At 73.7% G+C, this 13466-nt stretch carries 11 protein-coding genes; 7 read left to right on the top strand and 4 right to left on the bottom strand.

The genetic code is table 11. The annotated features are described in order from the left end of the window. Positions 1 to 3 precede the first annotated feature (3 nt). From D3A59_RS06215 to D3A59_RS06235, 5 genes are all read left to right on the top strand, one after another. Complete coding sequence (locus tag D3A59_RS06215) at positions 4 to 1683, top strand: DUF4178 domain-containing protein (RefSeq protein WP_119154035.1); 1680 nt, start codon at positions 4 to 6, stop codon at positions 1681 to 1683. A 40-nt stretch (positions 1684 to 1723) separates the two neighbouring features. After that, complete coding sequence (locus D3A59_RS06220; RefSeq protein WP_119154036.1) at positions 1724 to 1945, top strand: DUF350 domain-containing protein; 222 nt, start codon at positions 1724 to 1726, stop codon at positions 1943 to 1945. A gap of 12 nt (positions 1946 to 1957) precedes the next feature. Further along, positions 1958 to 3538: a polyamine aminopropyltransferase gene (locus D3A59_RS06225; RefSeq protein WP_119154037.1), complete on the top strand. Its 1581-nt coding sequence runs from the start codon at positions 1958 to 1960 to the stop codon at positions 3536 to 3538. Next, positions 3520 to 5157: an FAD-dependent oxidoreductase gene (locus D3A59_RS06230; protein WP_119154038.1), complete on the top strand. Its 1638-nt coding sequence runs from the start codon at positions 3520 to 3522 to the stop codon at positions 5155 to 5157. The genes D3A59_RS06225 and D3A59_RS06230 overlap by 19 nt, the downstream gene beginning before the upstream one ends. A 157-nt stretch (positions 5158 to 5314) precedes the next feature. Further along, entirely contained in the window at positions 5315 to 6448 is a 1134-nt protein-coding gene (locus D3A59_RS06235; protein ID WP_119154039.1) for an ABC transporter substrate-binding protein, read from the top strand. Between the two features lie 16 nt (positions 6449 to 6464). On the opposite strand, the gene speD is transcribed toward D3A59_RS06235, so the two are convergent. Together speD and D3A59_RS06245 are read right to left on the bottom strand one after the other, a co-directional pair. Next, entirely contained in the window at positions 6465 to 6869 is a 405-nt protein-coding gene (gene speD / locus D3A59_RS06240) for an adenosylmethionine decarboxylase (RefSeq protein ID WP_119154040.1), read from the bottom strand. A gap of 53 nt (positions 6870 to 6922) precedes the next feature. After that, positions 6923 to 8413: a M48 family metalloprotease gene (locus D3A59_RS06245; RefSeq protein WP_119154041.1), complete on the bottom strand. Its 1491-nt coding sequence runs from the start codon at positions 8411 to 8413 to the stop codon at positions 6923 to 6925. A 135-nt stretch (positions 8414 to 8548) separates the two neighbouring features. Between D3A59_RS06245 and D3A59_RS06250 the strand changes: the two genes are divergently transcribed. Both D3A59_RS06250 and D3A59_RS06255 read left to right on the top strand, forming a co-directional pair. After that, positions 8549 to 9148, top strand: a complete 600-nt coding sequence (locus D3A59_RS06250) for a putative pterin-binding protein (protein ID WP_119154042.1) — start codon at positions 8549 to 8551, stop codon at positions 9146 to 9148. Positions 9149 to 9256: 108 nt separating this feature from the next. Beyond that, positions 9257 to 10228, top strand: a complete 972-nt coding sequence (locus D3A59_RS06255) for an aldo/keto reductase (protein WP_119154043.1) — start codon at positions 9257 to 9259, stop codon at positions 10226 to 10228. 12 nt (positions 10229 to 10240) lie between these two features. Here the strand turns inward: D3A59_RS06255 and D3A59_RS06260 are convergent, their stop codons facing one another. Both D3A59_RS06260 and D3A59_RS06265 read right to left on the bottom strand, forming a co-directional pair. Next, the gene (locus D3A59_RS06260) at positions 10241 to 11392 is read right to left on the bottom strand and encodes a hypothetical protein (protein WP_157991413.1); all 1152 of its coding nucleotides are present in this window, start codon (positions 11390 to 11392) and stop codon (positions 10241 to 10243) included. 197 nt (positions 11393 to 11589) lie between these two features. Next, positions 11590 to 13224, bottom strand: coding sequence for a tannase/feruloyl esterase family alpha/beta hydrolase (locus D3A59_RS06265; RefSeq protein ID WP_119154045.1), 1635 nt, complete (start codon positions 13222 to 13224; stop codon positions 11590 to 11592). Positions 13225 to 13466 lie beyond the last annotated feature (242 nt).

Here is a 13466-nt window from a genome sequence, read left to right on the forward strand (position 1 = left end):
GCCTTGGCGTCCTCCCCCGCCCCGCAGCGCGCCTGGCGCGCGCTGTGCCCGAACTGCGGCGCGCCGGTCGAGTTCCGCTCGGCCGCGTCGGCGAGCGCCGTCTGCGGCTTCTGCCGCAGCACGCTGCTGCGCGACGGCGAGGCGCTGCGCCGCATCGGCACCGGCGGCGAGCTGTTCGAGGACCACTCGCCGCTGCGGCTCGGCGCGAGCGGCCGCTACCAGGGCGCCGGCTTCATGCTCGTGGGCCGCATGCAGTACGCCGGCGAGAGCGGCGGCTGGAACGAGTGGCACGCGCTGTTCGACTCCGGGCGCTCGGGCTGGCTCTGCGAGGACAACGGCAGCCACGTCTTCGCCTTCGACATGCCCGCGCCCGCCGGCCTGCCGCCCCCGGCGCGGCTCGCCGCCGGCCAGCGCCGCACGCTCGACGGCCGCTCCTGGAGCGTGGCCTCGGTGGTGCAGGCCACGCTGCGTGCCGCCGAGGGCGAGTTGCCGCGCCCGCCGCGCGCCGGCGAGCGCTTCGCGGTGGCGGAGCTGCGCGGCCCTGACGGCGAAGTCGCCACGATCGACTACGGCGACCCGCAGAAGCCGTCGTGGTCGGTCGGCCGGGCGGTGCGGCTGGAGGAGCTGGGGATGCAGGGGCTGGCCGCGGAGGCGGCCGCTCGCGAGCTCGGCGCGCGCGGCATCGAATGCCCCGGCTGCGGCGCCTCTCTCGAGGTGTCGCTCGCGAGCACGCGCACGATCGCCTGCCGGCACTGCGCTGCCGTGGTCGACCTCTCGAAGGGCGTCGGCGCCGACCTCGCTCATTACGCGCAGGCCCGCGGCGGCGGCGACGCGCCCGAGCCGCTGCTGCCGCTGGGCAGCACCGGGCTGCTCGCGCTCGGCACCCGCGCCCCGCTGCCCTGGCAGGTGGTCGGCTACCTCGAGCGCTGCGAGCCCTCGGTCGAGTCGGGCGAGGAACAGTCCTTCTGGCGAGAGTACCTGCTCTACAACCGCAAGGAGGGCTTCGCCTTCCTGGTCGAGGCCGAGGACGGCTGGAGCTGGGTGCGGCCGCTGACCGGCGCCCCCGAGGGCCGGGACCCGCGGGTCTCCTACCAGGGCGTCGACTACCGCAGGCGCTGCAGCTACGGCGCCCGCACCACCTACGTGCTCGGCGAGTTCTACTGGAAGGTGGAGCGCGGCCAGCGCGGCTTCAACACGGACTACGCGGGCGTCGGCCGCGAGCACGCACGCAAGCGCCTCAACCGCGAGCAGCGCGGCGGCGAGGTGGTCTGGTCGGGCGGCGAGACGCTCGACTCGGCAACGGTCGCCCGGGCCTTCCGCCTCGACCCCTCGAAGCTCGCCGCGTTCAGCCGCGACGTCGCGCCGCACGGCGCCTTCCGCAGCATGCCGGGCGGGCACCTGTCCTGGGCGCTGCTGCTCGCGTCGGTCCTCGTGATCGGCATGGTCGCCTGGGCACGTGCCGACCGCCCCGACTGCGGGCCGCTCGAACTGGAGGCGCGGCGTGCCGGCTCCGCCTACCGCCACTGCGTCGCCAACGGGCACGGCAGCGCCTGCGAGCCGCAGCGCCTGCAGCTCGGCGAGGCCAGCGTCGCGCACCAGCGCTGCCTCGACGCGCAGTCCCGCAGCGGCGGCGGCTCCGGCGGCAGCTGGAACAGCGGCGGCTCCTGGGGCGGCCACAAATGAACCCTTGCTCGACACTCAACCCGCTTCAGGAGGTTTTCCCATGATGGGCATCGAATGGCTCCGGCCGGAGGTCTTCTTCGGCTCCATCCTGTACGCGCTGGTCGGCGTGCTGGTGTTCTGGATCAGCTTCATCGTCATCGACCGCCTCACGCCCTACGACCTGTGGGCCGAGATCTGCGAGAAGCGCAACACGGCGCTGGCGATCGTCGTCGGCGCGATGTGCCTCGGCATCGCGCTCATCGTCGCCGCGGCGATCCACTGAGGCGCCGCCCCCTTGCAGTCCGCCCCCCCGAACCCGGCCGCGGCCGCGCCGGCGGCGGCGCGCATCGCGCCCGCCGAGCTCGCGCTGCTGGCCTCGGTCTTCGTCATCGCCGCCTGCGGCCTGGTCTACGAGCTCGCCGCCGGCGCGCTCGCGAGCTACCTGCTTGGCGACTCGGTGCTGCAGTTCTCCACCGTGATCGGCACCTACCTGTTCGCGATGGGGCTGGGCTCCTGGCTGTCGCGCTACGTCGAGCACCAGCTCGTCGCGCAGTTCCTGCGCATCGAGCTGCTGGTCGGCCTCGTCGGCGGGCTGATGCCCGCGGCGCTGTTCGTCTCGCACAGCCTGCTGCCGCCGCTCGCACAGGGGCCGTTCCGCACGCTGCTGTACGCGCTGGTGCTGCTCGTCGGCGCGCTCGTCGGCCTGGAGATCCCGCTGGTGATGCGCATCCTCAAGCGCCACTTCAGCGAGCGCTACGCGCTGCGCGACCTCGTGTCGCAGGTGCTGACCTTCGACTACCTCGGCGCGCTCGCCGTCGCGCTCGCCTTCCCGCTGCTGCTGGTGCCGCAGCTCGGGCTGATCCGCACCGGCGCGTTCTTCGGCCTGCTCAACGCCGCGGTGGCGGCCTGGGCGCTGTGGCTGTTCCGCGGCGAGCTGCGCCGCCCGCGCGCCTGGGCGCTGGCCTGCGCGGGCGTCGTCGCCTGCCTCGGCGCGGCGATGGCCGGGGCCGAGCGGCTCACCACCTGGAGCGAGGACCGCTTCTACGGCGACCGCGCGATCCTCAGCGAGAGCAGCCCCTACCAGCGCATCGTCGTCACCTCGGGGCCGGCGGGCGTGCGGCTCTTCCTCAACGGCAACCTGCAGTTCCACTCGCGCGACGAGTACCGCTACCACGAGGCGCTGGTGCACCCGGCGATGGCCGCGCACGGCGCGCCGCGGCGCGTGCTGGTGCTCGGCGGCGGCGACGGCCTCGCGGTGCGCGAGATCCTGAAGTACCCCGGTGTCGAGCGCGTCACGCTGGTGGACCTCGACGCGAACGTCACGCGCCTGTTCGCCGCTCAGCCGCTGCTGCGCGAGCTCAACGGCGACGCGCTGCGCTCGCCGAAGGTCGAGGTGGTCAACGCCGACGCCTTCCAGTGGCTCGAACAGCCGCACGAGCCCTGGGACGTGATCGTCATCGACTTCCCCGACCCGAGCAACTTCTCGCTCGGCAAGCTCTACACCACCACCTTCTACCAGCGCGTCGACCAGCGGCTCGCCGCCGGCGGCTACCTGGTGGTGCAGACCAGCTCGCCGCTGATCGCGCGGCGCAGCTTCTGGACCGTGGCGGCGACGCTCGAGGCGGTGGGCCTCGCCGTCACGCCCTACCACGCCCATGTCCCGAGCTTCGGCGAATGGGGCTTCATCGTCGCCGGCCGCCGGCCCTGGCGCATGCCCGACGCGCTGCCCGCGGGCCTGCGCTTCCTCACGCTCGAGGGGCTGCCCGCGCTGCTGCACTTCCCGCCCGACATGGCGCGGCTGCCCGCGGAGCCGAACCGGCTGTCGAACCAGGTGCTGGTGCACACCTTCGAGCGCGAATGGGGCGCGCTGCATTGAGGGCGGGCCTGACGCGCCGCGCGCTGCTCGGCGCCGGTGCCGCGGCGCTCGCGCTCGGCCCGGCGGGCTGCGGCCGCCCGCCGGCGTCCTTCGACGGCGGCTGGGTCGGCGCGGCCGCCTCGCGCGGCCACCGGCTGCGCGAGGCCGGCCGCATCGTGCCCGCCGCGGCGGCACCCCCGCGACGCGCCTCGGTGCTGGTGATCGGCGCCGGCATCGCCGGGCTCGCGGCGGCGCGCGAACTGGCGCGGCGCGGCATCGACGACGTGCGGCTGCTGGAGCTCGAGGACGCACCGGGCGGCAACAGCCGCGGCCACGCGGTCGGCGGCCTCGCCTGCCCGCTCGGCGCGCACTACCTGCCGCTGCCGGGCCCGCACGCGCACGAGGTGACCGGGCTGCTCGACTCGCTCGGCCTGTGCCGCGAGGAGGCCGGGCGCACGGTCTGGGACGAGCGCCACCTCTGCCACAGTCCGCAGGAGCGCCTCTTCATCGACGGCGCCTGGGTCGAGGGGCTGCTGCCGCCGGCCGAGCCGGGCTCGACGACCCAGGCGCAGTACCGGCGCTTCGCCGCCGCGGTGCGGCAGGCCTCGCGCGAGGCCGGCTTCGCGATGCCGACGCAGCGCGCCGGCTGGAGCGCCGCGCATGCCGCGCTCGACGCCCTCACCTTCGGGCAGTGGCTGCAGGCGCAGGGCCTCGACGACGCGCGGCTGCTCTGGTACCTCGACCACTGCTGCCGCGACGACTACGGCGCCGGCATCGACGTGGTGTCCGCCTGGGCCGGGCTGCACTACTTCGCGAGCCGCCACGGCTTCCACGCGCCCGGCGACGAGGACGCCGCGCGCGAGCCGGTGCTCACCTGGCCCGAGGGCAACGGCTGGCTCGCCGAGCGCCTGGCCGCGCCGCTGCGCGAGCGGCTGCACACCGGCCGCACCGTGCTCGGCGTCGAGGAGTCGCGCCACGGCGTCACGGTGCGCGCCTGGGACGAGCGGCTCGGGCGGCCCGAGACGTGGCAGGCCGGCCACGTGGTGCTGGCGGTGCCGCTGTTCGTCGCCGCGCGGCTGCTGGAGCGGCCGCCCGCCGCGCTGGTCGAAGCCGTGCGGGCGCAGCGGCATGCGCCGTGGCTGGTGGCCAACCTGCGGCTCGACGAGCCGCTGGCCGTCGTGCCCGGCGGCGCGCCGCCCTCCTGGGACAACGTCGCCTTCGGCGGCGACGCGCGTGCGCTCGGCTACGTCGACGCGATGCACCAGGCCCTGCGCCCGCACCCCGGCCCGACGGTGCTGACGGCGTACTGGGCGCTGCCGCAGGCGCAGCGCGCCGCGCTGCTGCAGCGGCCGTGGCGCGACTGGGCCGAGGCGGTGATCGCCGACCTCGCGCCGCTGCACCCGGACCTGCCGGCGAAGGTGCGCCGCGCCGAGCTGATGCGCTGGGGCCACGCGATGAGCATCCCGCTGCCCGGTGTGCGCGGCAGCGCCGCGCTGCGCGCGCTCGGCGAGACCGGCACCCGGGTGCGCTTCGCGCATGCCGACCTGTCGGGCTACTCGGTGTTCGAGGAGGCCTACACCCGGGGCATGCAGGCCGGCGCCGCGGTGGCGGCACGGCTCGGGGCGGCCCGCAGAGCTTGACGATCGTCAAGCTCGGGAGCGATGCGGTGCGGCCACGCGAATGCCCCAGGAGCCGAGCAGAAAACCCCAGCAAGTCACGCCGCCGTCAAATCGCGTTCATAGCGATTTCATGTTTGTTGCTTAATGTAACTCCGTCGTCTTCACGCCGGAGCCCTCGATGAGAACCCGTTATTTCCGCCATCTTTTTGCCGTGTCCGCATTCGCACTGACAGCGATTACCTCCGCGCAGGCCAGCGAGATCGTGATCGGGCAATGCGCGCCGCTTTCCGGCTCGCTGCGCGCGACCGGCAAGGAAATCGTGGCGGGCGCGCGGGCCTATTTCGAATTGGTCAATGCCGAGGGCGGCATCGCCGGGCGCAAGATCCGGCACGTCGTGAAGGACGACCTGTACGACACCGCCGAGACCGTGCGCCTGACGCAGCAGCTGATCGACAACGAGCGGGCCGTGGGCCTGATCGGCTACGCGGGCACCGGCAACGTGGCCGAGTTGCTGCGCCAGGGCGTGCTGTCGAGCCGGCGCGTGCCGCTGGTCGCGCCCTTCACCGGGGGGGAGCCGCTCAGGAAGCCCTACAACCCCTACGTCTTCCACATCCGCGCGAGCTACGCGGACGAGGTCGAACGCTTGGTGGAGCAGTTCACGCTGATCGGCCTGAAGAAGATCGCCGTCTTCTACCAGAACGACGCCTTCGGCTCGACGGTGCTGTCGAGCGTGGAGAGCGCGCTCGCGCGCCGCGAGCTGAGCCTGGTGGCGCGCGGCAGCTACGAGAAGGGCAGCGAGGACGTGGGCGCGGCGGTGGCGGCGATTTCCAGGGGCGCCCCCCAGGCGGTGCTGATGGTCGCGGTAATGCGGCCGGCCGCGGCCTTCGTGCGCGAATATCGCAAGCTGCATCCGGGAACGCAGATTTCCGGCCTGTCCGTCATCAGCGGCTCCGAATTCCACGCCGTGGCCGGCACCGATTCGGCACGCGGCATCGGCATCACGCAGGTGGTTCCCTCGCCCTTCAACGGCTCGCTGAAGGTGGTGCAGGAATATCGCGAGGCGATGCGCCGCCACGCGCCCGGCATGCCCTTCTCCCATGCGAGTTTCGAGAGCTACCTGGGCGCGCGCGTGATGGTCGAGGGCTTGCGGCGCATCAAGGGCGAAATCAACTCCGCAGCGCTGCTGAAGGCGCTGGAGGGCGTGGACGTCGACCTGGGGGGGCACCACGTCCGCTTCGGTCCGGGTGATCGCGTCGGCTCGAAGTTCGTCGAGGTCACGCTGCTGCGCGACGACGGCGCGATGATCCGGTAAGGCCGCGCCGCCGCGCTCAGGCCCCGGGCAGCCCGACCGGGGCCTGCAGCCGCCCGCGCTGCAGCCGCTGCCGCTCGACCCGACCGGGCCGCAAGGCCGCCACCAGCGCGTCGAGCAGCGCCTGCGCGCGGGCGCGGTTGTCGGTGCTGAAGTTGCAGACGTAGACGTCGAGCGTCACGCCGCGCAGCTCCGGCCAGGTGTGCACCGCCAGGTGCGACTCCGCGAGCAGCACGACGCCGGTCACGCCCGACGGCGCCCCGGGCTCGGCGGGCGCGAAGCGGTGGAACAGCTCGCCCACCGGGTGCAGGCCCGCCGCCTCGACCTCGCGCAGGCACAGCGCCCGCAGCAGCGCGGCGTCGCTCATCGCCGCGTGGTCGCTCGGGCAGCCATGGAGGTCGGCGGTGAGGTGCAGGCCGTGCATGGGCCGCGATTATCCCGGCCGCCGGCGCCCCGCCCGCGCCTCCCGGCAGCGGCTCACTGCACGATCTTCACCAGCTGCCCCGGTCTGGGCTCGCCGCTCGCGTAGACGCCGTTGAGCAGCCGCAGCTGCTGCAGCGCGTTCTCGTCCAGCGCCGACTGGCGCGCCAGCTGCTCGAAGCCGCCGCGCGGATAGGGCACGGTGCGAAGCGTCCACGGCCTTGCGGCGCTGCGGTCGGCCGCGCTCATCGGCCGGAAGGACGCCAGCGCCTCCTGCAGCCGCGGCGCCGCCTGCTGCAGCGCGGCGCGGTCGCGCGCGGCCTGCAGGAACAGGTAGGGACGGTTCCCCGGCCCGGTGACGACGGTGGCATCGACCGGCTGGGCGGCGCCCTGCGCGTTGCGGCGCACGCCGACGAAGCGCGTCGCCGGCATGCCGTTGACCGAGAAGCGCTCTGTGCGGCCCTGCTCGGGCTGGAGGACCTTGCGCAGGATCTCCTCGTGGCTGCGGCCCGCGTCGGGGGGCACCGGCCGCATCACGAGGCCAGCGCTGCCCTCGGGGCTCGCGACCAGCAGCGCGTCGGGCGCGTTGCGGATGCGCCAGCCCGCCGGCGCGGTCAGCGCGAAGCCGAGCGGCTCGTGATAGAAGTTGCGGCCCCGCGTCAGGCCCTGCTCCCGGCTCTCGCCGAAGGGCAGGCCGTCGATCATCCGCAGGTAGCGCGCGCGGCCCTCGTCCTGCGCGTAGCTGCCCTGGTAGCGGCTCGCGATCTCGGTGATCTCGTCGAGGCGCTGCTCGTTGCTCGGGTGCGAGGCGAGCCAGCTTCCCGCGTCGCCGCGCGGCTCGCGCCCCTGCGCGCGTGCGAGGTCGGCGGCGTAGCGCTCCTGGTCCTGCAGCACGCGGATCACGTCGATCATGTTCTTCGGGTCGTAGCCGGCGCGCGCGAGGTACTCGGCGGCGAGCTGGTCCGACTGCAGCTCCTGCCCGCGGCCGTAGGACGCCACGTAGCCCGCCGCCACGCCCTGCGAGACCTGCGACGCGAGGTCGGCCGCGCCGCTCACGCCGCGCCCCTCGAGCACCGCGCCGAGGATCGTGGCCGCCAGCACGCCGAGCCCGGCGGTCTGCTGGCGCGTGGCGCGCTGCGAGCCGTGGCGCGCGGTGACATGGCCGATCTCGTGCGCGATCACGCCGGCGAGGTCGGCCTCGCTCTCCATGTAGGCCATCAGCCCGCGCGTGACGTAGACGTAGCCGCCGGGCAGCGCGAAGGCGTTGACCTCGGGGCTGTCGAGCACCGTGAAATGCCACTTCAGCTCGCTGCGGTGCGAGTGCCTGGCGAGGCGCTGGCCGAGCTCGTCGACGTAGGCCTGCAGCTTCGGGTCCTTGTACTCGCCGTACTCCGCGAGGATCTGCGGATGCGCCTTGCGGCCCTCGGCGATCTCGGTCTGCACGTCCATCACCGTGCGCTCGGCCTCGCCGGTCACGGGGTTCTCGACGGTGGCGCAGCCGCCGAGCACGGCCACGGACAGGGACAGGGACAGCAGCAGGCGACGCATGACGGACCTCGATCAGGAACGGGACGGGAGCGCCCCGGACGCGGCAGCTTCCATGCCCGGCCCCCGGGAGCGTGCCGCACCGGCGCGGCACGGGCGCTATGCTGCCATCAGGCAATCCGCAGGGATGAACCCGCGATGAACAGGAGACGACAGCTCGCCGCGCTCGCCGCGCTCGCCGCGCTCGGCACGGCCACGGCTTGCGCGCGCGCCGCCGCGCCGCAGCCCGCCCGGCAGCCCGGCCCGGCGCTGCTGACGCTCAGCGGTGCGGTCGAGCGCACCAACCGCGGTGCGCTCGACCCGGCACTGGACCAGCTGATGGTCAAGCACCAGGTGAGCTTCGGGAAGGCCCGCACGCTCGACACCGCGGCACTGGCGGCGATGCCGGCCGTGACGATCCGCCCGACCCTCGAATACGACCGCAAGCCGCACACGCTCGCCGGCCCGCTGCTCGCCGACGTGCTGCAGGCGGCCGGCGCGCCGCAGCAGCCCTCGACGACGCTGCTGCTGCGCGCGATCGACGGCTACGCGGTGGCGCTGCCGCTGATGCAGGCGCGCCGGCAGCGCTTCATCGTCGCCACGCATCTCGACGGCCGCCCGCTCCCCCTCGGCGGGCTCGGGCCGCTGTGGGCGGTCTACGATGCGGACCGGGTGCCCGAGATGGCGGCCCGCCCGGTCGAGGAGCGATTCGCGCAATGTCCCTGGGGCCTCTACCACATCGAGGTGCGCAGCGACTGAGCGACGAGCCCGCCCGGGCACGAGCGCTGCCCCGGATCCGGAACCGGGAGGCGTGCCCGCGGGTCGCCCCCGGAGCATCGCAGCCCCCTCCCGCAGACCGACCTGGCCATGACGATTCCCGCCTCCTTTCGCCCCCTGCCGGACGGGCGCCCCGAAAGCCCGGCCCGCGCGGTGCTGCTGCGCGGCTGCGCGGCCGCCGTCGGCGCCGCGCTGCTGCCGGGCCCGGCCGCGGGGCGAAGCACCACAGAGAGGACGACCATGCAGCAACGAAGGATTCCGTCGAGCGGCCGGCTGCTGCCGGTGATCGGCTGCGGCACCTGGCAGACCTTCGACGTCGGCCGCGATGCGGCCGCGCAGGCGCAGCGCGCGGAGGTGCTGCGCGTGCTGTTCGAGAGCGGCGGCTCGGTGATCGACAGCTCGCCGATGTACGGCTCGTCCGAGGAGGTCGTCGGCACGCTGCTCGCGGCAGCCGGCAGCCGCGAGCGCGCCTTCCTCGCCACCAAGGTCTGGACCCGCGGGCGCGAGGCCGGCATCGCCCAGATGGAGCGCTCGATGGCGCTGCTGCGCACGCCGCACATCGAGCTGATGCAGATCCACAACCTCGTGAACTGGCGCGCGCACCTGCCGACGCTGCGGGCCTGGAAGCGCGAGGGCCGCATCGGCCACCTCGGCATCACGCACTACACGCCCTCGGCGCACGACGAGCTGGCCGCGTTGATCGAGTCCGAGCCGCTGGACTTCGTGCAGCTCGACTACGCGATCAACGACCGCGCCGCCGAGGCGCGGCTGCTGCCGCTCGCGGCCGGGCGCGGCGTGGCGGTGCTGGTCAACCAGCCCTTCGGCGGCGGCGGCCTGCTGCGCTCGCTGCTCGGGCGGCCGCTGCCGGCTTGGGCCGGCGGGATCGGCTGCACGAGCTGGGCGCAGCTGCTGCTGAAGTTCGTGCTCTCGCACCCGGCGGTGACCTGCGTCATTCCCGGCACCGCACGCCCGGAGCACATGCGCGAGAACGCGCTCGCCGGCAGCGGCGAGATCCCGGAGCGCGCGTTCTGGCAGCCGCGGCTCGCGAGCCTGGGCTTCTGAGCGGCGGCGGCCTCAGGCGCGCGGTCTCAGCAGGACCGGCCCGCGGTTGGAGATCGCCGCGATGGTGCCGTCGTTCGCAATCGCGGTCGCGCGCAGGACCACCAGGCCCTCGGGCGCATCGATCAGGTCCCGGTTCAGGTCGACGAAGCCCTGCTGCGCCGACCAGGTGAAGGCGCGGTCGGCCTGCGCGCCGCTCGAGGAGTAGCCGACCACCTGCCCGCGGTCGTTCAGCGCGATCACGCGCGCGCTGCGGCCCTCCGGCACCTCGATGAAGCGGAAGCCCGCGCCGCCCGGGCCCCAGATGAAGGGCCGGTCGCGCACCCCGCCGCCCGCGGGCTCGATCGCGTAGCCGGCGATCTGGCCCTCCTCGTTGATCTCGACCAGGCTCCAGCCGGGGAAGGACGCCGTCGTCAGGTCCTCGATCGTGCCGGAGGCGCTGCGGAAGAAGGGCGTGACGCCGCCCGACGCATTGCGGCGCACCCCGGCGATCTCGCCGCGCTCGTTGATGCTCGTCGCGTCGAGCTGCTGCCCCTCCGGCTCGAGGCGGACCACCGGCTCGGTCGGCGACCAGATCGCCGAGCCGTTGACCGTGCGGCCGACCACCTGGTTGCGGTCGTTCAGGTCGTTGAGGTCGAGGATGCCCGCCTCCTGGAACAGGTTGCGCGTGGGCTGGTTCGGCAGGGCGACCAGGCCGGCCCGCCCCGTGCCGGGCAGCAGCGCGATGCCGCCCACCGTGCCGCCGACGTTCACCGCCAGCGCCTGCGACTCGGCGGTGGTGAGGTCGGTGAAGACGCGCGTGAGGACGCCGTCCTGCCAGGTGAAGGCGCGCGGCGTGTTGCCCGCGTCCCAGTAGACGCCGGCCACGCGCCCGGACTCGTTCACGGCCCGCGGCGACACCTCCATGCCCTGCGGCGCGGTGATGTTGCGGACCTGGTTGCCGTCGTAGTGGAAGGCGCGCAGCTCGTCCGCGGAGAGCTGCATGTAGCCCGCGACCTGCCCGCGCTCGTTGATCGCTCGGGGGAAGATCCAGCCTTCGGTGCCCGCCACGCCGAGCACCTGCACCGCGTAGCGGCTGGGCGTCGTCAGGCGGATGCCGCCACCGTCGCCCCCGCCGCCTCCGCCGCAGCCGGAGAGCGCCAGCAGCGACAGGCCGGCGAACGACACCAGGAAATTCCGCCGAGCTTCTCGGTGGGGAGCGTTTTTCGGGTGAACCATGGACGAGTCTCCTTGAGATCGTGTCAAGGTAGTTTCTCGTCGCGTGTACCGGCACCCCCCGGGAAAAGGGGCCCTTCACCGGCGGGATTGAAAGCGAAGTTTTCGCCTTCGTAACCGCCGGTGCCGGCCCTCCCCCGAGGGCACGCTCAGGGCTGGCGGCACTCGAAGTTCGCCGCGTCCTCGATGCTGCCGCTGCCCTTGTAGTGGGCATAGGCCGGGTAGGCGCACAGCGGGCGGGTGCGGCCCGGGAAGACTCTCGTGCCGCTGGCGACGATCTGCTGCGGCGCCCCCCCCTTCTCGACCCAGTCCACCAGCGCGCCGAGGCCGTCCCAGACGTCGGTCCCGGCACCGCCCGAGCAGTGCCCCATGCCGGGGATCAGGAACAGCCGCGCGAGGTCCTGCGTCGGGCCGTGGGCCGTCTGCAGCCGCTGGTAGTAGTCCACCACCTCGTGGGGCGAGAAGATCGGGTCGGCCATGCCGTGGGCGAGCAGCAGCTTGCCGCCGCGGGCCTTGAAGCCGGCGAGCTGCACGTCGTCGCCGGTGTTGTAGATCGACGCATAGGCGTCCAGGCGCGCCGGGTCGGTGTCGAAATTGAAATCGAAGATGCTGAAGCCGGGATCGGGCGGCGTGAGGAACTCGTTGGCCAGCGCGTCGTTCATCAGCACCACATGGCGCGAATTGGGCGTCGAGGTGGTCGACGTGCCCAGGCGCCAGGCACGCCAGTCGTTGTCCGGATGCCCGACGCCCGGGTCCCAGGGCCAGGAGAAGTAGAGCGGCTGGCCGGCCGAGTTGCGCGGGCCCGCGAAGCTGCGGCGCAACGCGCCGACCTGGGCCGGGCTGAGGCAGCTGTCGTTCTTCGCCCCGGAGCACTGCAGCACGCCGGGGTCGAAGCCGCAGGCCGCGGGCCGGGAGACGAGGCCGTCGTTCGCCCCGTCCTGCGCGTCGCAGGCCGACAGGATGCCGTCGCGCAGCAGCTGCAGGTCGCCGTTCGTCAGCGCCTGGCTCAGCACCGGGCGGCCGTCGGCGCCCGCCGGCGCGATATCCCTGAAGGTGATGCTGTCCCAGGCCGCGGCGATCGTCGCGCCCTTGGCGACACGCATCGCCGGGGCCATCGCGAGGATGCCGTCGAAGTAGCCGGGGAAGCGCTGCGAGAACATCATCCCCTGGCGCCCGCCGCCGGAGCAGCCCACGAAGTAGCTGCGGTCGGCAGGCCTGCGGTAGTACTGGCTGATCAGCTCCTTCGCCGTCACCGCCACCTTGTCATAGCTGTTGTAGGCGTGGTCGATGCGCGCGAGCGGATCGGCGCCGAAGGAGGCCGTCGTGCCCTGGTGGCCGGCGTCGGTGGTCACCACCGCGAAGCCGCGGTTGAGCGCGTAGCGCGGCGTGGCCTGCGGGCCGACGGCGGGACGGACCACGCCGTCGTTGCCGCCGCCGCCCTGGAACAGGAACCTGCCGTTCCAGTTCTGCGCCGGCATGCGCAACTCAAAGCCGATCGCGTAGGGCTTGCCGTCCACGCCGGTGCGCGGGTTCATGGTGCCGCTGACGCGGCAATGCTCGACCAGCATCTCGCCGCTGGTGACGCCGGGGGGGCGCTGCGTGTTCGCCGCGATGGTCTCGGTGGTCAGCGTCGTGGCGGGCAGCGCCATCCTGGCGATCGCCGCGCAGTCGAGCGCCTGGGCGGTCTCGGTCGGGCCGTCGCTGCCGCCGCAGGCGGACAGCGCCGCGACGGCACCGGCGACGAGCATGCCGCCGGCGCCGCGCTGGAGAGTCTGTCGGGACATCTGGGGTCTCCTCGGGTCTCGTTGGAATTGCGCCTCGGCGCACGCCTGGGCACCCCCGCATCGTCACGGGGGACAAGCCCGGCGTCAGTCATCCGAGAGGACGACCTGCCCCCGGGGAGTGCAGCCGCCGCGCATGCTGCGGGGTATCCCGATTGCTCGCTGCGGACGAGGCCCTTCCCGCCCCGGTCCCGCTGCGGACGGGCCGAGCGCGGAGGCGGCATTCCCAACCCACGACGCGCAGG

It is taken from the genome of Caldimonas tepidiphila, assembly GCF_003569765.1.
GTDB classification, from domain to species: Bacteria; Pseudomonadota; Gammaproteobacteria; order Burkholderiales; family Burkholderiaceae_C; genus Caldimonas; species Caldimonas tepidiphila.

What these genes read in the sequence shown, in the direction of transcription:
- D3A59_RS06245 (WP_119154041.1), bottom strand. Translation starts at nt 8,413, where the DNA reads ATGCGTCGCCTGCTGCTGTCCCTGTCCCTGTCCGTGGCCGTGCTCGGC.
- D3A59_RS06235 (WP_119154039.1), top strand. Translation starts at nt 5,315, where the DNA reads ATGAGAACCCGTTATTTCCGCCATCTTTTTGCCGTGTCCGCATTCGCA.
- D3A59_RS06220 (WP_119154036.1), top strand. Translation starts at nt 1,724, where the DNA reads ATGATGGGCATCGAATGGCTCCGGCCGGAGGTCTTCTTCGGCTCCATC.
- D3A59_RS06230 (WP_119154038.1), top strand. Translation starts at nt 3,520, where the DNA reads ATGGGGCGCGCTGCATTGAGGGCGGGCCTGACGCGCCGCGCGCTGCTC.
- D3A59_RS06250 (WP_119154042.1), top strand. Translation starts at nt 8,549, where the DNA reads ATGAACAGGAGACGACAGCTCGCCGCGCTCGCCGCGCTCGCCGCGCTC.
- D3A59_RS06265 (WP_119154045.1), bottom strand. Translation starts at nt 13,224, where the DNA reads ATGTCCCGACAGACTCTCCAGCGCGGCGCCGGCGGCATGCTCGTCGCC.
- speD (WP_119154040.1), bottom strand. Translation starts at nt 6,869, where the DNA reads ATGCACGGCCTGCACCTCACCGCCGACCTCCATGGCTGCCCGAGCGAC.
- D3A59_RS06255 (WP_119154043.1), top strand. Translation starts at nt 9,257, where the DNA reads ATGACGATTCCCGCCTCCTTTCGCCCCCTGCCGGACGGGCGCCCCGAA.